Origin of the sequence: Providencia huaxiensis, assembly GCF_002843235.3 — a bacterium.
Taxonomy (GTDB): domain Bacteria; phylum Pseudomonadota; class Gammaproteobacteria; order Enterobacterales; family Enterobacteriaceae; genus Providencia; species Providencia huaxiensis.
Map to the genome: position 1 here is coordinate 4,388,591 of NZ_CP031123.2, position 21,619 is coordinate 4,410,209.

At 41.1% G+C, this 21,619-nt stretch carries 21 protein-coding genes; 16 read left to right on the top strand and 5 right to left on the bottom strand.

Annotated features, from left to right (window positions below):
• Positions 1-19: 19 nt before the first annotated feature.
• Positions 20-532, top strand: a complete 513-nt coding sequence (locus tag CYG50_RS21945) for a P-loop nucleotide/nucleoside kinase family protein (protein WP_102139142.1) — start codon at positions 20-22, stop codon at positions 530-532.
• Between the two features lie 56 nt (positions 533-588).
• On the opposite strand, the gene CYG50_RS21950 is transcribed toward CYG50_RS21945, so the two are convergent.
• Positions 589-1,209 carry a flavin reductase family protein gene (locus tag CYG50_RS21950; RefSeq protein WP_102139141.1) on the bottom strand — a complete coding sequence of 207 codons (621 nt, stop codon included), beginning with the start codon at positions 1,207-1,209 and terminating at the stop codon, positions 589-591.
• 636 nt (positions 1,210-1,845) lie between these two features.
• On the opposite strand from CYG50_RS21950, the gene CYG50_RS21955 reads away from it, so the two are divergent.
• From CYG50_RS21955 to CYG50_RS21995, 9 genes are all read left to right on the top strand, one after another.
• On the top strand, positions 1,846-2,175 hold the full coding sequence (locus CYG50_RS21955) for a helix-turn-helix domain-containing protein (RefSeq protein WP_166267257.1): 330 nt from the start codon (positions 1,846-1,848) through the stop codon (positions 2,173-2,175).
• A 233-nt stretch (positions 2,176-2,408) separates the two neighbouring features.
• Positions 2,409-2,924 carry a fimbrial protein gene (locus tag CYG50_RS21960; RefSeq protein WP_102139192.1) on the top strand — a complete coding sequence of 172 codons (516 nt, stop codon included), beginning with the start codon at positions 2,409-2,411 and terminating at the stop codon, positions 2,922-2,924.
• A 61-nt stretch (positions 2,925-2,985) separates the two neighbouring features.
• Positions 2,986-3,564 (top strand): fimbrial protein, encoded by a 579-nt coding sequence (locus CYG50_RS21965; RefSeq protein ID WP_102139191.1) that lies wholly within the window; start codon positions 2,986-2,988, stop codon positions 3,562-3,564.
• Between the two features lie 88 nt (positions 3,565-3,652).
• On the top strand, positions 3,653-6,205 hold the full coding sequence (locus tag CYG50_RS21970) for a fimbria/pilus outer membrane usher protein (protein WP_102139139.1): 2,553 nt from the start codon (positions 3,653-3,655) through the stop codon (positions 6,203-6,205).
• 14 nt (positions 6,206-6,219) lie between these two features.
• Positions 6,220-6,957 carry a fimbrial biogenesis chaperone gene (locus tag CYG50_RS21975; protein WP_232368225.1) on the top strand — a complete coding sequence of 246 codons (738 nt, stop codon included), beginning with the start codon at positions 6,220-6,222 and terminating at the stop codon, positions 6,955-6,957.
• 47 nt (positions 6,958-7,004) lie between these two features.
• Positions 7,005-7,415: a hypothetical protein gene (locus tag CYG50_RS21980; RefSeq protein WP_148241609.1), complete on the top strand. Its 411-nt coding sequence runs from the start codon at positions 7,005-7,007 to the stop codon at positions 7,413-7,415.
• Entirely contained in the window at positions 7,408-7,923 is a 516-nt protein-coding gene (locus CYG50_RS21985; protein ID WP_168222877.1) for a fimbrial protein, read from the top strand. Before CYG50_RS21980 ends, CYG50_RS21985 begins: the two co-directional genes overlap by 8 nt.
• Positions 7,923-8,456 (top strand): fimbrial protein, encoded by a 534-nt coding sequence (locus CYG50_RS21990; RefSeq protein WP_102139135.1) that lies wholly within the window; start codon positions 7,923-7,925, stop codon positions 8,454-8,456. Before CYG50_RS21985 ends, CYG50_RS21990 begins: the two co-directional genes overlap by 1 nt.
• Positions 8,457-8,580: 124 nt before the next feature.
• Complete coding sequence (locus CYG50_RS21995; protein WP_231068834.1) at positions 8,581-9,627, top strand: MrpH family fimbial adhesin; 1,047 nt, start codon at positions 8,581-8,583, stop codon at positions 9,625-9,627.
• Between the two features lie 24 nt (positions 9,628-9,651).
• Here the strand turns inward: CYG50_RS21995 and CYG50_RS22000 are convergent, their stop codons facing one another.
• On the bottom strand, positions 9,652-10,425 hold the full coding sequence (locus tag CYG50_RS22000) for an AraC family transcriptional regulator (RefSeq protein ID WP_102139133.1): 774 nt from the start codon (positions 10,423-10,425) through the stop codon (positions 9,652-9,654).
• 191 nt (positions 10,426-10,616) lie between these two features.
• On the opposite strand from CYG50_RS22000, the gene CYG50_RS22005 reads away from it, so the two are divergent.
• From CYG50_RS22005 to CYG50_RS22025, 5 genes are all read left to right on the top strand, one after another.
• Entirely contained in the window at positions 10,617-13,034 is a 2,418-nt protein-coding gene (locus CYG50_RS22005) for a DMSO/selenate family reductase complex A subunit (protein ID WP_102139132.1), read from the top strand.
• Entirely contained in the window at positions 13,031-13,669 is a 639-nt protein-coding gene (locus tag CYG50_RS22010) for a DMSO/selenate family reductase complex B subunit (protein ID WP_102139131.1), read from the top strand. Before CYG50_RS22005 ends, CYG50_RS22010 begins: the two co-directional genes overlap by 4 nt.
• Complete coding sequence (locus tag CYG50_RS22015; protein ID WP_102139130.1) at positions 13,666-14,562, top strand: dimethyl sulfoxide reductase anchor subunit family protein; 897 nt, start codon at positions 13,666-13,668, stop codon at positions 14,560-14,562. Before CYG50_RS22010 ends, CYG50_RS22015 begins: the two co-directional genes overlap by 4 nt.
• A 37-nt stretch (positions 14,563-14,599) precedes the next feature.
• Positions 14,600-15,166: a molecular chaperone TorD family protein gene (locus tag CYG50_RS22020; RefSeq protein WP_102139129.1), complete on the top strand. Its 567-nt coding sequence runs from the start codon at positions 14,600-14,602 to the stop codon at positions 15,164-15,166.
• 173 nt (positions 15,167-15,339) lie between these two features.
• Positions 15,340-15,795: a DoxX family protein gene (locus CYG50_RS22025; RefSeq protein ID WP_244974779.1), complete on the top strand. Its 456-nt coding sequence runs from the start codon at positions 15,340-15,342 to the stop codon at positions 15,793-15,795.
• A gap of 87 nt (positions 15,796-15,882) precedes the next feature.
• Here CYG50_RS22025 and CYG50_RS22030 read toward each other — a convergent pair whose 3' ends face one another.
• The 3 genes from CYG50_RS22030 to CYG50_RS22040 are packed head-to-tail and all read right to left on the bottom strand — an operon-like array spanning position 15,883 to position 19,005.
• The gene (locus tag CYG50_RS22030) at positions 15,883-16,677 is read right to left on the bottom strand and encodes a nucleotidyltransferase domain-containing protein (protein WP_102139127.1); all 795 of its coding nucleotides are present in this window, start codon (positions 16,675-16,677) and stop codon (positions 15,883-15,885) included.
• A gap of 24 nt (positions 16,678-16,701) precedes the next feature.
• Positions 16,702-17,928: an RtcB family protein gene (locus CYG50_RS22035; RefSeq protein WP_102139126.1), complete on the bottom strand. Its 1,227-nt coding sequence runs from the start codon at positions 17,926-17,928 to the stop codon at positions 16,702-16,704.
• Between the two features lie 3 nt (positions 17,929-17,931).
• Complete coding sequence (locus CYG50_RS22040) at positions 17,932-19,005, bottom strand: slipin family protein (protein ID WP_432508980.1); 1,074 nt, start codon at positions 19,003-19,005, stop codon at positions 17,932-17,934.
• Positions 19,006-19,964: 959 nt separating this feature from the next.
• Here CYG50_RS22040 and rtcR point away from each other — a divergent pair.
• A complete protein-coding gene (gene rtcR, locus CYG50_RS22045; protein ID WP_102139125.1) occupies positions 19,965-21,545 on the top strand; it encodes an RNA repair transcriptional activator RtcR in 1,581 nt (526 codons plus the stop codon).
• Positions 21,546-21,619 lie beyond the last annotated feature (74 nt).

The following is a 21,619-nucleotide window of genomic DNA, read 5'->3' on the forward strand; positions in this document are numbered from 1 at the left end:
CTTCAGTAAGGAGCTATTTATGAATTTAACAGAAGCCTCACCATCATTAAAAAAACCGCCTCGTTTGCATTTTCTTTGTGGCAAAATTGCTTCAGGGAAATCGACATTAGCAAAACAACTGGCTAACGCCCCCCGTACTATTTTGCTCTGTGAAGATGAATGGCTTGCCGCCCTTTATCCTAATGAAATCACTGAACTGGCTCACTATGTTGAAAAAAGTACCCTAGTGAAGCAAGTATTAGAAGGCCATATTGAGCAATTGATACAGGCTGGGAATAATATTGTGATGGATTTTCCTGCGAATACACCGATGCAGCGGCAATGGTTAACGTCATTGGCACAGGCATCTGATGTCCCTTATGTATTTCATGTATTACAGGTAAGTAATGACGAGTGTAAAGCAAGACTTGCAGCGCGGAATTTAGCAGGGGAAAACCCATTTCAAACATCTGAAACGCAGTTTGATTTAATTACGGCACATTTCTCTTATCCAAAAAGTAGCGAGCAGCTAATCTGCAAATTTTACCCATAGAAATAACAGGTCTGAGTAATAAACCTCTGGAGGATACTTATTACTCAGATTTATAGTCATTTAGGGCGATACATTTTTAAATTTTGCTGTTGTTCTATCCAATAATAATCGGCGGGTCCTCCTGCACGCAATAGTGGCTTCTGGCCAGCACAGTCATATAATCCATCATTCAATGCGGACTCATCAATATGCACCATGACAACCTCTCCCATCACCATCCAAGTATCCAATAACTGGCCATCAGCACGTTTCAGTTGTTGGTATTGTGTGACAACACATTCCATTGAAACGGGTGTTTGAGCGATGCGAGGGGGTGAAACTAATGTTGAAGGGAGAGTGGATAGCCCCGTTAATGCAAATTCGCTTTCACCATGTGCCAATGTAGCACTACTCATATTTACCTTTTCGCCAAGTGCAAGAGTTGCGAGGTTATACACAAACTCCCCTGTTTCGATGGCATTAGTTACTGAATCTTTTTTACCAACACTCGAAAAGGCCAATATAGGTGGTGAATAATTGAAAATATTGAAAAAACTATAAGGAGCTAGATTGGCTCTACCTTTACTATCACAGGTTGATATCCAACCAATAGGCCTAGGGCCAATGAGTGATGGGATAGGATCATGGGGGAGCCCGTGACCCCGCAGTGGTTGGTAGCTATAGAATTTTTCTATCATTTTGGAGTCCTTTTTAACTTTACTTTAACGGATATTTGAACAAGGTGTTAGGTGTTTAAATAAAAAATGCGATTAATGCATAAATAATGCAGTAAGTGGATATTCTATTTTTAATTTTGCTTATATTAACGCTTGAGGATATAACTCAATATAACAATAATAAATTAAATAGTAATTGATGATTATCTTTATTTTATTTATGAGTTTTAGCATTGACTTCATTGTTTAACTCTATTTTTGTGTAAATCTAGTGGGTTTATTCGTTTTAATTGGTAGCGTTGCTTTATTCTTTTTATTTTATTTTGTCCGGTACGTTAATATTTTAAATTTAATTTATTTATTTTGCTATTATTTTATCTGCAATGTTGTTTAATTTGTTGTTTTTTTTGTTTATTTTTGCAGTTTTATAAAATATATAATAGGTGTTATATAATTTAATAGGAAATAACTATCAAATTATATATGTTCGATCGATACAAACGTATTTACAGGCTTAATTAATAAACCTATATTTAAAATTAATTGTTTCTATCTGTGTTTGGATATATCCACTTTTTCACATGAAAATAATCTGTCTTTTAATTAAGGTTGGCTAATTAAATTTTTTATATGGGAGTGTTTTTTGTTGGAATTAATATGATAAAAACGGATGCATTATTACGTCGAGATGTTGGGTTATTTTTAAGGCAAGCAAGAATTGATAAATCATTAACAGGATACCAATTAGCGAAAATATTAAAAATAAGTCAACAGCAGATTTCTCGTTATGAAAGAGGAGAAACTGGTATTAATATTGAAACGTTAAATATTTTTTTGAACGTATTAGAAAAAAATTGGTTAGAGTTCTTTTTTAAAGTATTAGTGAACCATTCAAGTGAAATTGCAGATATAAGAACACAAGATGAAATTTTTTATCTCATCGAAAGAACATTTTTCTACTATTATGGAAAACTAAAAACCAGATGATTTTCAATGGATTTTTTATTGAGATAGTAATTTACATATATTGTAGTTCTTAGTTTTTGTGTCCTCTTTAATTGGATTAAATATGGAAATTAGACTTACGCTATTAAATTTTTAATGGTGTATTTGTTGTAGTTTAATTTTTTAATTGAAAGGAAAAATATATGCGATTAACCAAATTAAATATTGCCCCCAAATTATCAAAATCATCTCGGTTATTTATTTTTACTGCATTGATGACGGTTTTTTTGTCAGCAAATTCTGCGGCAGACAATACCGGTACAGTTGATTTCGAAGGTGTCGTTGTGAGCACGCCTTGTAATATAGCTCAATCATCACTAAAGCAACTTATTGATTTTGGACAGTTATCTCGCAGAGCATTGGAAAATGGTCGCGTAGCTGAAGTGAAATTTAATATTGAATTTACGGGATGCGATTTCGCTGATTTTGATACTGATGCAGCCGGAAAACCCATTGCTGTTAAATCAATGGAATTAGTGTTTACAGGCCAAAGTTATGCGGATGCAACAAATACTTTGCTTTCTACTTCTGCGGGTAATACCAACAATGTGGGAATTGGCATTGATGGATTTGAATTTGGAAAAGCAAAAGATGTGTTCTCACGCATTATCAATAAAAAGGGAGATAACGTGCTGTCTTTCAAAGCGTTAGCAAAGGCTGTTGATACGACGAAAAGTGTATCGGAAGGTAGGTTCAGTGCGGTAACAAACTTTCGTATTACCTATCAATAACTAAATTATTTAACCGCCAGCATTGGCTGGTGGTTAAATGAGAGCCAGTAGAAGAGGTGTCGTGGTGAGCTATCAAAGGGCTATGGATATAACAGTGCTGTTGGTAATGCTTATTTTTAGTATTCATTCATATGCAGACATCAAAAGCGTTAAACCCCACAGCGTCAGTGCAATAACATTACTCAGGGGTAGCGTCATTGATGCACCGTGCTCAATAACATTGCAAAATCGCTATCAAACTATTGATTTTTCTTCTTTGGCTCTCGCTTTGTTGTCAAATAGCTTGCAAAGAGAAATGCATGATCAGCCTTTTATTATCGAGTTACAAGATTGCGGCAGTGTCTATTCAACCGTTGATCTAAAAACATGGAAGATACGCTTTGTTGGCCAAAATACACAATATATTGATGCTTTTATACTACAAGGTGCTTCCGAAGGGGTGGGTATTTCGGTATTAGATAATTCAAAAAGACGATTACAGCCTAATAAGGATTATTCATTATCTGACAATGTGTTGTATCAAGATAAATCAGGTTACAGCCTTTTCCTTCGTTATTTCTTACGTCTGGAATTAACCGGACAACCGATCCAAGCAGGTCGTTATTACGGACTGCTCCGCTTTTTCATCGATTACCAATAACACGCACGAAGAATACGTTTCTATGAGCTTCATTTTGAAGATGCACTCTTATTGCATTTAATCTGGTATAGCGAGGATGGTATAGAGCATGGTGTTCAAAATTAACGCGAAATTGAAGCTGGTTTGGCGCATTGCTTTTCTGTTATCGGGTCTTATGGGATGCAAAGTATTTGCCTCTGAATTTAATACAGATGTTTTAGATGCGGATGATATTCAGAATATTGATATGAGCCAGTTTTCAGTAGTTGGGTATACGCTACCAGGAAATTATGTTTTTACTCTCTTTGTTAATGGACAACGCTTAGGGGCACCCCGTGATATCTCCGTTTATGAAAATAAGCCAATCGCCGGAGAATCAACCCAAGTCACACAAACCATCTGTATTCCTCCAGATGTTCTTGAATTAATTGGTTTAAAGCGTTCGGCGATGGAGAAAGTAACACTTACCCATAATGGGAAATGTCTCGACTTTTCTGCGTTAACAGGGGTTCAAACAGCCATCGAGCTCAGTACATTGTCGTTGAAAATGACGGTTCCACAAATATGGATGGAATACCGCGACCCTTACTGGGTACCCGCTAATTTATGGGAAGAGGGGATCGGTGGTGTATTTATTGATTACAACGCGAATATTTCAGCAACCAAAGAAACGGATAATCATCGGCAAGTTTATTTATCGAGTAATGGGATCACCGGGGTGAATTGGGGGGCTTGGCGCTTACGTGGCGATTACAGTACATCTTACCAAAAACAACGGGGTGATTATCCGCAGGAAAAACACAACTTTGATTTTACTCGTCTTTATGCATTTACCTCATTGAAAGATAGTGCCTCAACCTTTACGTTGGGAGAAAATTATTTCTATTCGGATATTTTTGAATCTTGGCAATATACCGGTTTTTCTTTAGAAAGTGATGACCGCATGCTGCCGCCTAAATTAGTGGGGTATGCACCTGAAATTATTGGTGTTGCAAATACGAATGCAATTGTGATTGTTCGCAGCCAAGAACGCATTATCTCTGAAACGGCAGTTCCTCCCGGCCCATTTCGTATTCAAACACTTGATAGCGGCATTCGTGGTGTATTAGATGTGACCGTCCGCGAAGAAAATGGGGAAGAGAGTAAGTTTAGTATCAGTACGGCCTCGTTGCCTTATTTAACACGTCCCGGGCGCGTCATTTATAAGGTTGCTATGGGAAAGACGCGTTATGACAATCGGCATTTGACAGGGGAGCCTGTTGTAAGTGGTGAATTATCATATGGTGTTTCAAATGCATGGTCCTTATATGGAGGCACTCAGCTTAATGGTTATTACCAAAGTGCAGCGTTAGGAATAGGGCGAGATCTTTTTTCAATAGGTGCGGTTTCTTTTGATATCACACAATCTTTTGCCGATTTTTCAGATAAAAGACGCCAAGGACGCTCTTATCGCGTTAATTATGCAAAATCTTTCGATGAGCTACGTACAGATATTACCTTTGCGGGCTACCGTTTTGCTGACAAAGAATACCGAACACTCACGCAATTTATGGATGAGGAGAGAATAGGTTATGGTACTCAGGCAGCAAAAGAAAATTATCAATTATATTTAAATAAATATTTCGATGATTTTAATATTTCTCTTAATTATCAATATAGTACTTATTGGCAGCATGACTCACAAACACAATACGGTTTATACGTTAATGCGCCTTTAAATTTCCCTCTTCTGTCCCAAAATGCGGCAAATTTATCATTATCAGCGAGCCGTACAGAGCGAGACAATGGTAATGAAGATGATGCCATTAATCTGTATCTCACTGTACCGCTATTTCGTGGACATAGTGTCACATTCTCTGAGCTCTACTCACGCTCAGCGGGAAATAACCAATTTAATCATCAGGTTGGATATAGTGGCTATGGAGAGCAGGATAATTTCAATATCAATGTTGGTTATAACCATGGGCAACATATTGATAATCAAGTCAGTTTGAGTGGCTTCTATTCACGAGATATCTCTCAAGCAAGTACATCTATAAATGCAAGCTATGTACCAGATCAGTACCACAGTATTGGTGGGTCAATCAATGGTGGGCTCACATTAACCTCTAAAGGGGCAGCATTGCACCGCTCAGCGCATGGTGATACACGACTTATGATTGAAACACCGGAGGTGAGCGGTGTTCCTCTCGAAAATGGTGTAACTAAAACTAATGCATTTGGATTGGCCGTTATTCCCAATGTGAATAGTTATCGAAAATCTACTGCTTCAATCAATACCAGCCAGTTACCCGATGATATAGAAAGCCTCGATCCCTCAACGGATATTACGTTAACCAAAGGTGCCATCGGTTATCGCAGCTTATCGGTGATGAAAGGCGAAAAGTTATTTGCTGTTTTTGCTTTGTTAGATGGAAAACACCCACCTTTTGGTGCCAGTGTACGTAATAAAAATAACCAAGAATTGGGGCTCGTGGGTGAAGGCGGTGTGACGTGGCTAGTGGGGGTATCACCTCAAGAAAAGTTGTCGTTGTATTGGAATAACCAGCTGCAGTGCGAGTTATCCCTACCTGAAAAATTAAATGAGCTTACTGATTTGTTATTGCTGCCATGCTCTTCAGTCAAAGCGGTCCGTTCAGTTGATTCATCATCAAGTAAATGATTGTGAGGCTAATTATGTGGAAATTAGATATCTGTTATCAATGGGTTGTGAGGGTGCTGTTTGTTATATCAATATTATCATTTAATACTCATGCAGCAGTGACCTTGGATCGAACTCGGATCATTTTCCCTGGGGATGTGAAATCGATCAATATCAAGATAGCCAATGATAACCCAGAAGAGGCGTATCTCGCGCAAAGTTGGATTGAAGACCCGCAAGGTAACAAGTTAATAAAAGGAGCGTTATTAGCCACGCCTCCTCTACAGCGTGTCGAGCCGAATAGCCAAAGCTTAGTTCGTTTGAGTCTGACGCCTTTATTTAGTCAGTTACCGCAAGATAGGGAATCCGTATTTTATTTTAATTTACGAGAAGTCCCGCCTAAATCTCATGATGCGAATACCTTACAAATTGCTTTGCAATCGCGGGTGAAGCTTTTTTATCGGCCCTCGTCCATTTTAGCTGAGTCAGAAACAAACTGGGCACATAAGGTCACACTAATGAAGACCAATAAAGGGTATCAACTCAATAATTCAACACCTTTTAATTTGACGGTTATTGGCTTGGGTAATAACCAAAAACAGTCTGAACAAAGTCAATTCGAGGTGGTGATGGTACCACCGAAATCCACCCAAGAATTTGTTTCCCAGCCGCTGACAAAGCCACATTTAACCTATATCAACGACTATGGCGGAAAACCGACTTTGGCTTTTCGTTGCCAGCAAGAGGTTTGCACTGTGGTTGATGAACGTTAGTTAAGTTAGGAAATATGCCTAGCATTAATAATAGAAGGAGTAATGCATTGATAAAATATATGCTTATCGGCTTATTTTTCATCAGTAGCATGGTCATCAGTGGCGTGATAGGCGGGATGGCTTCGGCTAGCGAGTTTTTAAATCATACTGCAGTGAATGAATCGCATTATGAAGATTCAAATAGTGGATGGTTAGAAGTCAGCGCTCAATTATTCAATTCACCTTGTCACTTAAAAATATCAACCTCAGCGGTGATGCTGACTCAATGTGGCGCAGGCGATGCCTTTTCTGCCAACAAAATGCAAACAACGCCCGCACAAATACGTTTTTATGATGTGCAAAATGGGAATGTTACGGCTATAGAGAAAATGAATCTATTAAATGGCAATAATCTCATTTATCCCCCTGTTTCAATGCACAAATCGAATTTATTACGGCTGGAGGTGGTTTATGAGTAAGACTATTTTACTTTTAAGCCTTGGATTCCCTATTTTTGCTTGGAGTATGGACAGCTTAGATGTGGAGTTTAGTGGTATTTTAGTCAATAAAACCTGTCAGTTAGCGGCTGATTCTATCAATAAGCGGGTAACAATTGAAAATATACGTTTGAAGTCGATTAATGACAATATTCCTAGTGATATCACCCCCTTTTTTATCACGATTGAAAAATGTAGCCAAGCCGACCTGAATAAGATGATTAAGATTACCTGGAAAAGCCCAAAACAGGTCGCTGTAGAGGGTGATAATTACCTTGGAACGGATGGAAATAGTGGTGTACTGCTCGGTGTAGTTGATAAGCAAAGAGTACTTGTTACTTGGGATAAGTCGATTGAGGTCACACCGGTTACGGTTACGGATGGGACTCAACAATTGGAATTTGGTGTGTTTGTTCGTAAAAATCCGCTGAATGAAGCAAAAAAAGGTTTTTTTTCAAGCTCAGCGACTTTTTCATTGGAGTATGAGTAATGAATACAATCAATTGGTTATCTAAATTTGTTTTGTGTTTTTTATTTCTCCCATTTATATCTAAGTCGGATGTCTTAATCGATGTGAGTGCGACGTTAGTCGACCCAGCCTGCCACCTGCGTAGTGAAGATAACAGTACCCCGTTAAAAATCAATTTTGGGGTGATTAATATACCGCATAATTCTGATGATATTTCCCAATCCCATACATTTCCTTTGTATTTAACTGGCTGTAATTGGAATAAATCACTCGGTATTATGATTAACCCCAAAAATAGTAACACTATGGTTTATCAAGGAAAAAGTATTTTATCCACCAGTACTGATGGCCTTGGCATTAATATCAATAATATAACTGGAGGTGTGGCTCATCCACTTGAAGTTAATCAAATTCAGCAAATATTCCCAGAACAAATAGATGCCACTTTGCAGCGAATTATTTTACAAGCTGATCTCGTTAGTACCCTACCAGCGAGCCAACTCCGTGCTGGAAAATTTAGTGCTATTGCCATGATTTCGGTCACTTACTATTAAGGCGGTAATATCGGTTATGTCTAATTTTCAAATCCTATTTCAGGCGGTTTCTTGCTTTATGGTGAAAATACCATTTCCCTTATTTTTGAGGAGAGAATTCTTTAAACAACCATCTGGCTTATCAATGTATTTTCTGGTGGCTATTCTTAGTTTGTATGGAATAAATGCTCATGCAGACTATGCACCTCGAATACAAAATTCCAATTCAGGTTATTCAATTCGGATCGATAGTAATAGTGTTATTGAACCCGTTTCACGGGTTGGCTCTGATGGCAAAAATTATTATCGTGTAGGAAACCCTATTGTTATTGACGGTAATAGTGCTCAAGTGAGCGTGTCTGGCTTGGTTGATTGTGTTGGTAGACGATGGGGAAGTAGCAATACAAGAATTCATTCATCACAGGCATTTCATCGTTTGTTTATGTATGTGGCTTCTGCGGGAGTCACGATTGATGGAAAAACGGCCTACCGGATCAATAACAATTTAGTGATGACGGTGGAAACTCCGATAATGAATTGGATAAATATTGATGCAGGAATGTGCTCATATGCTTATGTGGGGCTTGTTAGGTCAGCTCAAGAGTTTACCAGTCAATTTCCGGTTACTATTACATTTTTTATTAATGAGCAAATTATTGATGGAAAACTGGTTATTCCTGCAATGGATTTAGCGGGCTATGTTCGCGCTTTTACTGAACCTAAAACAGCGCCTCCCTTTGACAGCTGGCCTTTATCTGAATCAACAGTGCCAATGCGTCTTGCAGCTTCTCAGTTAAATGTGAAAGCAATGTGCTCCACGCAAACGAGCTCTGGGCAGGCTAGCACAGTCAATTTGCGACACGGCCAATTAAGTAGTATTCATTACGATAGTTTGGTGACGGAAAGCATCAGATACACGTGTAAATTTGCGGCCTTAACGAAGGTAAGGTTACGGTTAGACTATGTGACAGATGGTGACCCGCAAAAGCGTTTACCGATGAAAGATGCTTCAAATAGAACGATTTACAGTAAGTTAGACATTGTGGATGAACAAACAGGGGCGACGGGGACAGATATTCGTGTAGGAATTCATTCAAATCGCACGATCCATATACGTAGTCGTATTCAAGGAAATAATGCAGACGCAGGAAGTTATCAAGGGTCTGCATGGTTAATTGCCACATTTGATTAAATTTAATTTTTGAATGGTTAGGTGTTATCCACTAATTCTCTGAATAAAACTGGATGGACTTTGCCCTAACCATTTTTTAAACATGGTCGAAAAAGACCCAACGCTGCTGTAGCCTAAATCGAATGCGACCTCGGTAATGGATTTACCCGCAGAAATGTGGGTAATCGCACTTAATAAACAAGCTTGCTGCCGCCAGTCAGAGAAAGATAACCCCGTTTGAGCACCAAAAAAACGGCTAAATGAGCGCTCACTTTTATGTAATTTTGCCGCCCACTCCTGTGGTAATGAGGTGATTTGTGGGGCTTTTAGGAATTCCCGGCACAACTGGGCTAAATGTTCATCCCGTGGAATTGGGGCATAGAAAGGCAGGGGCTCTGCCTGCGCAATTTCATGCAAAATCAATTGGTACATCACACCATCACGGCCATTTAAATCATATTCAATTGCGGTATCAACCGCTTCAAGCAATAGCTGACGAAGTAAGGGCGAAACCCTGAGCACTTCACATTTGTTTCCCCTACGTGGAGCGGCTTTGGGCTCAATGTATAAGCTACGCGTACTGACATTCAACATGCGTGTTTCATGAGGCGTATTACAGGGGATCCAAACACCACTATCAGGTGGTATGACCCATTCGCCATCTGCTGTACTCACTTCAATCAAGCCTGTCGCACCATATAGAAACTGGGCGCGGCGGTGAACGTGAGAATCAAGCAGCACGTTTGGTAGGTAATCAGTGCCGATAGCTAAAACATCACGCGGAGTTGCATCGACCGTTTTTAGAGGAATATTTCGCATAGTAATTTTCTTGGCTGATATTCAAAAGTTATCATCTATTTTCTGAATATAGGCAATTTTTATTGATATAACCACATGTTTTTCATGGTTGGCTGAAATTCCAATGTGTTTGGCGGTTTTTCGAAAGTTGGCAGGCAGGGAAATGATTACTCTAGCGCGGCAACCTAATGTATGCCAGAGGTAGAGTTATCATGGAAAATTATCACGATCAGGCGGATAGCAAGAGTTTGATTGACCCCATAACCCGTCGTCGGTTTATTCAAGGCAGCTCTGCACTCATGGCTGTCCCATTTATTGCCACAAACACAGTCGCATCGACACCAGAAAACCCGAATATCATCCCAACCACAACGCTGGAAAATAACGGTGAGCGAGTGGTCTCGACCTGCAGTAGTTTTGACTGCGGTGGCAAGTGTGATATTCGAGCACATGTTAAAGAAGGTGTGGTGACACGAATTAGTACCCGTCCAGATGCCGATTTAGACGAAGAGATGCCAATCATGCGTGCTTGCGTGCGCGGCCGCAGCTATCGAAAATTTGTTTATCACCCAAATCGCCTGAAATACCCAATGAAGCGCGTGGGAAAACGTGGCGAAGGGCGCTTTGAGCGCATTAGTTGGGAAGAAGTGACAACATTGATTGCTGACAACATGCAGCGTATCAACGCCCAATATGGCCCTGCATCACGCTTTGTGAGCCTCAGTACCGGGGTGACAGGGGGGATTTTCTCAGGTGCGAATATGTTGCGTCGGCTATTCAATATCACCGGGGGGTTTCTGGAAAATTACCATTCAGTAAGTAATGGCAACACCATGGCGGTCACGCCTTATACCTATGGCACGTCAGCCAGTGGTAGCACGCTAGACACACTCGAAGATACGCCATTGGTGATCTTGTGGGGACATAACCCGAACGAAACCATTTTTGGCCATACTAATCATTATTTCCAAAAAATGAAAAAAAATGGCACCAAATTCATTGTGGTTGACCCACGCTATTCGGATACCGCATCGTCATTAGCCGACCAGTGGATCCCCATTTTGCCGACCACAGACAACGCGATGATGGATGCCATGATGTATGTGATCATCAGCGAAGGTCTTCATGATCAGGCCTTTATTGATAAATACACCTTGGGGTTTGATGAGCACCAAATGCCTGAAGGCATCCCTGAAAATGAGTCATTAATGGCTTATTTAATGGGAAAAAAAGATGGTGTGGTGAAAACCCCAGAGTGGGCGGAACCCATCACGAAAGTCCCCGCCGATACCATTCGTCAACTGGCTCGCGAATATGCCAATACAAAACCAGCGGCCTTAATGCAAGGTTGGGGCCCCCAGCGCCATATCTGTGGTGAACGCTCTGCAAGAGGTGCCACGCTATTAGCCACCATCACCGGAAATGTAGGCGTGAAAGGGGGTTGGGCTGCGGGCTATGGTATGGCAGTCACCCCTGACTTACGTAAAACGTTAGCGGGGCCGAGCTTATTTGAAAACCCAGTCAAAGCAAAAATCAATATCACCAATTGGGTACAAGCTTGTGAGAACAAAGACCTTGTGACGCCAAATAATGGTTTAAAAAACGCAGAAAAACTCGATACGGAAATCAAAATGATTTTTTCGTTGGCGGGTAACTATATGACTAACCAGAACCCCGACATTTTGCATGCGGCTAACGTTCTGGAAGATGAAAGTAAAGTTGAGTTTATTGTTTACAGTGACTTATACATGACACCTAGCGCCAAGTATGCCGATGTTTTACTGCCTGAAACCAGCTTCTTAGAACGTTGGAATGTGGGGGGGACATGGGGAACGGGTAACTACATTATTTTGTCCGAGAAAGTGATTGAGCCTGAATTTGAGCGCCGTAGTGACTATGAATGGTTACGTGACGTAGCTGAAAAACTTGGGGTTGGTGAGAAATTCAGTGAAGGGCGCACAGAAAAAGAGTGGATTGAACATTTAGTCAATGACGCTCATCAGAAGCGCCCAGAAGACGGCATTCCAACGTTTGATGAGTTGCTAATTAAACGTCGCCATCTCTTAAAACATAAACCCCATACTGGCCATGTCGCCTTTGAGAAAAATATTAATGATATCGATAATAACCCGTTTGAAACGCCATCTGGAAAAATTGAAATTTTTTCTCAGCGTCTTTATGAACGTCATGATGTGGAGATCCCTGCATTATCTCATTACGTACCTGCCATTGAAGGGCCAGAAGACGAGCTAATTTCACGTTATCCATTGCAATTAATTACTTGGAAAGGCCGTAATCGTGCCAATTCAACGCAATTTGCGAACCCGTGGCTACAAGAAGTGCAGCGCCAAGAGTTGTGGATCAACCCCATTGATGCCAAAAAACGAAATATTACGGATGGAGAGCGCGTCAAAGTGAATAACGACCGCGGTATCACTATGGTGCCCGTCAAAATCACCCAGCGGATTATGCCCGGAGTGGTGGCTTTACAAGCAGGAGCATGGTGGCAACCTGATGAAAATGGCGTTGACCAAGGCGGTTGCGCTAACGTTTTAACATCAGCCCGTAGCACCGCAATGGCACATGGAAATGCCCATCAAACCTTATTGGTGGAGGTAAGCAAAGCATGAGTAAATTTCACGTTTATCCCGCGATAAGCAGCAAACAGCTTGGTTTTTATATCGACTCTGCACGCTGCTCAGGTTGTAAAGCCTGCCAAGTCGCGTGCAAAGATAAAAATAACCTTGATGTCGGGCGCAAATATCGTCGCGTATATGAAATCGCTGGCGGTGAGTTTATTGAAAATGGCTCTGGGGGATTGGTGAATAACGTCTTTGCTTATACGTTATCCATTTCATGCAACCACTGCGCCGACCCAATGTGTGTGAAAAACTGCCCGACAACGGCAATGCACAAACGTGAAGGGGACGGTATCGTGATGGTCAACACAGATAAATGTGTGGGTTGTGGAACTTGTGCGTGGTCTTGCCCCTATGGCGCACCGCAAATGAACCCGGAAACCAAGCAAATGTCGAAATGTGATTTTTGTATCGACTTACAACTAAAAGGGGAGCAACCCGTCTGCGTCGCCACGTGTCCATTAGGGGCAATTCAGTTTGGCCCGATAGATGAATTAAGACAACGTTATGGCGAGCTGGCGGATGTTCGTGGGCTACCGGACTCATCGATTACGCATCCAAATTTAGTGATCCACCCGCACCAAGGGGCTGGCCGTACTCAAAACTCTCAAGGAGAAGCCAAATGAATGAATGGCCACTATTGTTATTCACATTTTTGATGCAAACATCCATTGGGTTGAGTGTGATGTTAGCGCTTTTCGCAAAAAAATTATCAGCGGCGTTGGGCCGTAAAGTTAATGCACAATTTTTGTTGTGGTATGTGTTTGTCGCCTGTGTCTTCGCGGGTATTGGTTTGTTGTCTTCAATTACCCACTTAGGGGTTCCTTTGAATGCGCCTAATTCATTGTTGAATATTTTTTCATCATGGTTAAGCCGTGAAGTGGTGTTCACTGCCACCTATTTTGCTTTTCTTGGGCTGACCTTTCTATGGCTCTGGTTCAAAAAGGAGCTGTCATATCTGTTACTTGGTTTAGCGATTATCGCTGGGCTGTGTGATGTATATGCCATGGCTTCAATTTATCGTTATACATCAATGTTAACGTGGATGAATGATAATACCTATTTGATGTTCTACGGCACGATGTTAACTGCGGGAGCTGCTGGGTATTATTTATTAATCAATTTGTTATTGCGTTTTCATGCAGGATCGCCAGCGGCGCAAGTTTCAACTCGCGGGTTATGGATACTGTGGGCAGTGATTGGCATTAGCTTGTTAGTCCGTTTAGCTTATCAACCTACCTATGAAAGTTACTTAGTTAGCACGAGCTATAATAATGAATCTATTACATTTCCTATCGACTCTATTCACGCCTATCAAGGGATTTGGTCGCTGCGTATTACAAGCTGGGTTGTTGGAATATTGTCGGTGATTGTATTGGGGTATGGGTTATTTCGCCATATGCGACAGACTGCGAGTGGGGTTATGTCTTCGAGCAGCAAAGGGTATTTAGTGGTGGGTTGTGCGGCTGCCATGATTGCTGAATTTATGCTGCGCTACTGTTTTTACACTATTCATTGATAAATAACGGCATATTGCTTAGGAAATTATCTTTTTCATGATCCATTTTTCACACTACGCAGCTGCGTTTAATATCTTAGGCACGTGCTATTTATTTTCACCAAATGACGATGCAAGCCGTTATGCGATAAGCTTTTTCAAGTTAAATGACTTTGCATCTCAATGGCCTTGTAAGATCAGTGCTCAGCTTAGTGAACGTATCTCGGCATCACTAAACATCGAAGCTGCGGTACTCCACACTCAATGGACAGATTTATTTATTGGTCCCGAAGCATTACCGGCCCCACCATGGGGCTCGGTATATCTCGACCCTGAAGGGGTATTGCAAGGATCCTCCACGGTGACATTAAGTGAATTTTTAAAACGCGAACGCTTGAAAATACAAACTCACTATCCAGAACCTTCGGATCATGTTGGTTTAATGTTATTTCAAGCGGCAGTGTTGGCTTCACAGGTCAGGGAGACAGCATTAAAAGAATTGTTGAATAACCATTTGGCTAATTGGTTACCTCAATTTCACCAGCAATTAAATCGAACAACATGTAGCCCATTTTATAACGCATTAACGGAATTAACACTGGTTACTGTAAGGTCATGTTTATAATATTATTCAGTATATTTGACTGTTTAATGGTTAATTAAACGTAATATTTGAATGGGTGAAAAGTTAACAAAATTTAATCAAATGAAAATTGATTTAGTTATAAGAAATGCAAATTAAAATGATTCTTACTTTAGCTTTCTAAGCCATAATACATTTTTAAGCCATACTACTTAATGATGTTTTTGGATATCCATAGGGGGTATAAAGTGGTCAATTTATTAAATCGTTTGTTGTCCCATGAAGATGCAGGCAGGTTGTTATTGCGCCTTGCTGTGGGTGGGCTCATGTTGTTTCATGGCATGAGCAAATTAATGACAGGAGCGAGTGGTATTAAAGCGCTGCTGGCTTCTTATGGGTTACCTGAATTTATCGCTTATGGAACCATTTTAGGTGAAGTTGTTGCCCCTATTTTCATTATTTTAGGGATTTTAACTCGGCCATCTGCATTATTAGTCGCCTTCACTATGGTGGTTGCATGGCTGATGATTGGGCTAGATAAAACATTCTTGCTCGATAAAACAGGTGCATGGGCGATTGAAAGTATTGTGTATTTCTTCTTGAGTGGTATTGCGTTGGCATTTTTAGGTGCGGGTAAATATTCCATTATCAAAAACCCGAACTGGCGATAAATTAGTTTTTCTTTCGTGTTTGACATTGCCTTTGAAAAAAGACCATCAAAATTTTTCTGATGGTCTATTTTTTTGAAAAAATATTAGTTAATTATTTTCTAACGCAGTTTTACGAAAAAAGTCATCTAATAATCGGCTGTCACGACAAGCAGGATCTGGAAATTGCATACGCTCTGCATTGGCGATAACTTCCAGAACGAGCTTATCAATAGCTGTTCGCCTCGTGCCATAATCGCTTTCAACCGCTTGGTGCTTAATAACGAGTAGTTCATCTATCTCTGCGAGTACCTTGGTATCCGTGACTGTGGCCGCGACTAATTCAGAAAATGCCATTGGTGGCATACTCTTGCTTGCTTCTATCCAACGTAAAGCTAATACCGCCCGTAATAAATAAAGATATTTTTTTAATTTAACGCGCTCACCTTTAAAATCAGTATGTAAATTGCGCTTACTTATTGATAAATAGTGATAACGTGATTTTAATGGCGAATAAAATTGTGCCGCCAGTTGCTCCAGTTGAGCAAAAAATACCTCATCTTTAGAATATACAATAGGTGAGTGTAGCCACTCGATTAATGCAGGGTTAGAGTTACGCATTAATTTCAATGCTTTAGATAGCTCCCAACCCGATACATCCAGCTCATCATCAATTGGCTTTTCTATCACATCGCGTTTTTTATCTAATGTTAGGTACCAATCGAGTTTGTGAACATAGATAAATCGAACATCATAGTCGCTGTCGCGGGAGGCAAAGCCCCAACCGCGACTGCCTGATTCACACGCAAACAGTATTTTAACGTGATGAGTTTCTTCTATTTCTTTGAGTGTTTTTCCTATCCGTTCTCTCATTAGCACGGATACACTTTCATGGTCAGTTTCCATGCTTTCTCCTGTTACTTTTTATATTTACCCCTTCACACACACCACTTGGCGTAGGGTATGAACAATTTCTACTAATGATGATTGAGCTGCCATAACTGCGTCGATGTCTTTGTACGCCATCGGTATTTCGTCAATCACGTCACTGTCTTTTCGGCATTCCACATGGGCGGTAGCCATTTTTTGGTCGCTGACTGAGAAACGTTTTTTCGCCTCTGTTCGGCTCATTACGCGTCCTGCACCGTGGCTACAGGAACAAAAGCTTTCTTCATCACCTAAACCGCGCACGATAAAACTTTTTGCTCCCATAGATCCTGGTATGATCCCCATTTGGCCTTTTCGCGCTGACACCGCGCCTTTTCGGGTTACCAGTACTTCTTCACCAAAGTGCTGCTCTTTTTGCACATAATTATGGTGACAATTTACGGCCTCTTGTTGGGTCGTAAATGGTTTTGGAATTTCACGCGATAGCGCTTCCAATACGCGGTGCATCATCACTTCACGGTTATGGCGAGCAAAGTCCTGCGCCCAACCTACCGCTTCCATATAGTCATTAAAGTGCACGCTACCTTCTTCAAAATAAGCGAGATCTCTATCCGGCAAATTAGCGATATGCTGTTGCATATCTTTTTGCGCCAACGTGATAAACAAGTTACCAATCGCGTTTCCCACACCTCGCGACCCGCTATGTAACATTACCCATACACGGTCTTGTTCATCCAAACACAGCTCAATAAAGTGATTTCCCGTTCCCAATGTTCCTAAGTGGTTGTAATGGTTCGTCTGACGCAGTTTTGGGTATTTATCACAGATACGTTTGAACTCTTCATCCAAATGCGCCCAGTGGCTATCAACAATATCTGGTGTACGATGCCAAGCCCCCTTATCACGTCCATGTCGATGCGTGGTTCGACCGTGCGGTACTGCAGCTTCGATAGCAAAACGGATATTTTGCAAGCTATCAGGTAAATCAGATGCCGTTAAAGACGTTCGCACGGCAATCATTCCACAACCAATATCCACCCCCACTGCCGCAGGGATAATCGCGCCTTTGGTTGGAATCACGCTCCCAATGGTTGAACCTTTCCCGACATGCACATCAGGCATTACGGCTAGGTGCTTAAAAATAAACGGCATTTTTGCGGTGTTTTGTAGTTGTGTTACCGCTTTAGGATCAACGGGTACACCGTTGGTCCACATTTTTACAGGCACGCCATTTTCTTGAATTAATTCGTTGAATTTATTATTTATCATTATTTATTCCTTAATTTTTACTAATCCGTTTAATACTTGGTCTAGACCGCCGTAAACAGAAATTTGGTCGATCCGATGTGCGATACTTTCTAAGGTCTCAAGCTCTTTTAAACGCAGTGCAACGGGGTTGTTTTCCATCACTTTTGCAGTATTTAACAGTGAGCGCGTCGCGGCAGTTTCTTCGCGGCGGCGGATCACGTTCGCTTGTGCCGATTTTTCGGCTTCTACCACTTGGGATAAAATTGTTCTCATATCCCCTGGTAAAATGATGTCTTTTACACCGATGCTATCAATTTCTAGGCCAAACTCAGCCACACACTGCACTACTTGAGTTAGCATCAATTCATCAACTAACTGCTTGTTTTCTAACAATTCATCTAAGGTTCGAGTACCAACGATTTCCCTTAATGAAAACTGTAATTCACGGTATAAATGCTCTACAGGCTGACTCAATTTTGAGAATGCCAATAAAATATCGTGATAACGCCAGTTAGCACACAGATTGATCCGCAGTGTGACTTTGTCTTTGGTTAAAATCTCTTGCCCGCTGACTTCTAATGACTGTAAACGGGTATCAATCACCTCAACTTCGGGTGTGTGTTCGATACGCCAGTAGCCATAAGTACCCGGTTCAAGCAAGTTTTCGACTTCACCATCAATTTTCAGCACGCCCATATGCCATGCAGGTACTTGAGCGACTAAACATAGCTCATGACCTTTAATACGCTTTTTGCCACTTAAACGTTGTATCAAGGTTTCTGATAACACGATTTCACCGACCTTCTGTTTCTCAACCTTCAAGCTATCACCGACTTTCCAGTACAAACGTCGAGTCGCTGGGGATAAAATTTCAACCAAATTATGGTGTGAATATAAAAAGCCAACTTCATCATCCGATAAATCAATATCGACCCCGTGGGATGCTATCCAATCTGGGTGATATTGGCGAATTTGTTCCGCTAATACGTAATCGACTGGTTTATCAATAGATTGCGAGCAAACATCAATGACCTGTATTTCTGGTTTTTGCTTGATATTCCAATATCCATAAGTTCCAGTTTCTAATAAACTTTTTATCTCACCATCAACTTTAAATAAGCCAAGTTTCCCTGCGGGAATTTGCGTGATCAGGCACAGTTCACGGCCTTTAATGTCTTTTTTGTGCACTAACGCGGCGGTTAATTCGTTGGACATTTTAAAGTCAGCGATACTTTGCTTCTCAACCCGTAATGTATTGGTCATTTTCCAATATAAACGGCGCGTTTGTGGCGCAATGACCTCAATTAAACGATCATGCAAATATAAAAATGCGACTTCATCATCGGATAAATTGATATCAATGCAATAGTCGACAACCCACTGCTGATGATATTGGCGCAAATGCTCTGCCAGCTTATGTTCAATTGGTTCGTCATTTAATGGATACATGGTGACTGTTAATTTGTTAAACCAATCATTCACTTTGTGCTCACCAGCCAATAATAGGTGCTGAAAATCGCCATTTTTTTCAGTTAATGCGATAAGTCCTTGAGCTACATTTATTTTTTTCATTATTTTTCCTTTTTTATATTTATCCGCTACTGAAGAAAAAAGCGAAGTAGTGAGGGAAAAAGTAGAGCGCCAAAACTGGCTGTCTAAATTTTTGCTCATCACTCAGCGTGGCTCCCGAGTAGCGGCTTTAAGCTTAACTTCAGCTCGTTGTTTTACGTTTTGGAGACGTTAGTTTCAGGAGTCGAACCTGATAGCTTTGCTATTACCAAAAGGTATCTTACCGACGGCGGTATACAGACCATGCAGTGACTAAGTCACCATGTCTGCACCGGTTGAACGCGAAGTTCAGACAATTTCCGGCAGTGGATGAATAGAGTATTGCCAGAAGCATGCCAACTTTTTAAAAAATGGGATAAAAATTTTTATCAAATTGAAATATAAGTAAAAAATAATTTTAAGATAAAAGTGGGTAACATTGGCGTGGTAAATGGATTATGCTATTTATTATCTTTTTATATCGTAATTTATAAATTTATATAAATACTATGAGTGAAAAACGTAAGGTTGTTATTGGGGTATTGGGTACCGTACTAGACAGGCGAGGCAAAAAAGCCAACCGCTGGACAAAATGGCGGCCAACGGTTGGCCTTTGCCAACAGCCTGATTTGGATGTTGGTCGTTTTGAATTACTTCATCAGGTGAATGACTATAGCATGGCACACCGGGTGAAAGAGGATATTGAGCAAGCCTCTCCCAATACAGAAGTGGTGCTGCATGAGGTGGATATTGCTGACCCGTGGGATTTCGAAGAGGTGTATACCTCATTACTGGATTTTTCTTCGCATTATCAATTTGATACTGATAATGAAGAATATCTGGTACACATCACGACGGGTACCCATGTGGTACAAATTTGTTGGTTTTTATTAACGGAAGCTCACTATTTACCTGCCAAATTAATTCAAACGTCACCGAGCCAAAAAGGGCGAGAAAAAGACCCTATCGGTATTCATACCGTGATTGACCTTGACTTAAGCCGTTATACCCATATCACCAGCCGTTTCCAAACAGAGCAGCAACAGCAGGTTTCGTTTTTAAAATCGGGTATTGCCACCCGCAACGCGGCATTTAATACCATGATTGAGCAAATCGAACGTGTCGCGCTGCGTTCTAAAGCCCCGATTTTACTCAATGGGCCAACGGGGGCGGGGAGGTCTTTCTTAGCTAGGCGAATTTATCAACTGCGTGAAAGCCGCCACCAAGTTAAAGGGCGTTTTGTGGAAGTAAACTGTGCCACCTTACGTGGTGATAACGCCATGTCGACGCTGTTTGGTCATGTGAAAGGGGCATTCACAGGGGCAATCAACCCAAGGCGTGGGTTACTGAAAGAAGCGGATGGCGGCATTTTATTTCTTGATGAAATTGCGGAGCTAGGCCTTGATGAGCAAGCAATGCTACTGAAAGCCATCGAAGAAAAAAGCTTTTTCCCTTATGGTTCAGATGAAGAAATTCACAGTGATTTTCAATTAATTGCGGGGACTCACCGTAATTTGGCGCAGCAAGTGGAGGAGGGCAAATTTCGTGAAGACCTATTTGCCCGTATCAATATGTGGACGTTTGTGTTACCGGGCTTGCGTGACCGCCGTGAAGACATCGAGCCAAATGTGGATTATGAATTAGCTAAGTTTTGCCAAGACCAGCAAAGTCACATTCGTTTTGATAGTGAAGCTCGTAATGTGTATGTGAAGTTTGCCTGTTCCCCTCAGGCCCTGTGGCGTGGCAATTTCCGTGAGTTGGGGGCATCCATTAGCCGGATGGCCACTTTTGCCGAACGCGGGCGCATTACCAAAGCGGTGGCCGAAGAGGAAATTAGCCGCTTGCAAGCCCAATGGCAAACAAAATCAACCAATACATTACCCAAGCAAATTGGTGAGATTGATTTATTCGACCAACCACAGTTGGCAATGGTGCTTGAAGTTTGCCGCCGTTCATCTTCCTTGTCAGAGGCGGGGCGTGAGCTGTTTGCCGTTTCGCGGCAACACAAAAAACAGCCCAATGACGCGGACAGGCTGCGAAAGTATCTCGCTAAATTTGGGTTGGATTGGAATGGGGTGAAGGGTAGGTAAAGGGAATTGATAATAAAAAGCCCCCGTGAGGGGGCTGATGAGATATAAATAACAATAAGTTAAAGTTAATTACA

What these genes read in the sequence shown, in the direction of transcription:
- CYG50_RS21975 (WP_232368225.1), top strand. Translation starts at nt 6,220, where the DNA reads ATGTGGAAATTAGATATCTGTTATCAATGGGTTGTGAGGGTGCTGTTT.
- CYG50_RS22005 (WP_102139132.1), top strand. Translation starts at nt 10,617, where the DNA reads ATGGAAAATTATCACGATCAGGCGGATAGCAAGAGTTTGATTGACCCC.
- CYG50_RS21960 (WP_102139192.1), top strand. Translation starts at nt 2,409, where the DNA reads ATGACGGTTTTTTTGTCAGCAAATTCTGCGGCAGACAATACCGGTACA.
- CYG50_RS22010 (WP_102139131.1), top strand. Translation starts at nt 13,031, where the DNA reads ATGAGTAAATTTCACGTTTATCCCGCGATAAGCAGCAAACAGCTTGGT.
- CYG50_RS21955 (WP_166267257.1), top strand. Translation starts at nt 1,846, where the DNA reads ATGATAAAAACGGATGCATTATTACGTCGAGATGTTGGGTTATTTTTA.
- CYG50_RS21950 (WP_102139141.1), bottom strand. Translation starts at nt 1,209, where the DNA reads ATGATAGAAAAATTCTATAGCTACCAACCACTGCGGGGTCACGGGCTC.
- CYG50_RS22015 (WP_102139130.1), top strand. Translation starts at nt 13,666, where the DNA reads ATGAATGAATGGCCACTATTGTTATTCACATTTTTGATGCAAACATCC.
- CYG50_RS21995 (WP_231068834.1), top strand. Translation starts at nt 8,581, where the DNA reads ATGTATTTTCTGGTGGCTATTCTTAGTTTGTATGGAATAAATGCTCAT.
- CYG50_RS21970 (WP_102139139.1), top strand. Translation starts at nt 3,653, where the DNA reads ATGGTGTTCAAAATTAACGCGAAATTGAAGCTGGTTTGGCGCATTGCT.
- CYG50_RS22035 (WP_102139126.1), bottom strand. Translation starts at nt 17,928, where the DNA reads ATGATAAATAATAAATTCAACGAATTAATTCAAGAAAATGGCGTGCCT.
- rtcR (WP_102139125.1), top strand. Translation starts at nt 19,965, where the DNA reads ATGAGTGAAAAACGTAAGGTTGTTATTGGGGTATTGGGTACCGTACTA.
- CYG50_RS21985 (WP_168222877.1), top strand. Translation starts at nt 7,408, where the DNA reads ATGAGTAAGACTATTTTACTTTTAAGCCTTGGATTCCCTATTTTTGCT.
- CYG50_RS21945 (WP_102139142.1), top strand. Translation starts at nt 20, where the DNA reads ATGAATTTAACAGAAGCCTCACCATCATTAAAAAAACCGCCTCGTTTG.
- CYG50_RS21990 (WP_102139135.1), top strand. Translation starts at nt 7,923, where the DNA reads ATGAATACAATCAATTGGTTATCTAAATTTGTTTTGTGTTTTTTATTT.
- CYG50_RS22000 (WP_102139133.1), bottom strand. Translation starts at nt 10,425, where the DNA reads ATGCGAAATATTCCTCTAAAAACGGTCGATGCAACTCCGCGTGATGTT.
- CYG50_RS22025 (WP_244974779.1), top strand. Translation starts at nt 15,340, where the DNA reads ATGATGTTTTTGGATATCCATAGGGGGTATAAAGTGGTCAATTTATTA.
- CYG50_RS22030 (WP_102139127.1), bottom strand. Translation starts at nt 16,677, where the DNA reads ATGGAAACTGACCATGAAAGTGTATCCGTGCTAATGAGAGAACGGATA.
- CYG50_RS22020 (WP_102139129.1), top strand. Translation starts at nt 14,600, where the DNA reads ATGATCCATTTTTCACACTACGCAGCTGCGTTTAATATCTTAGGCACG.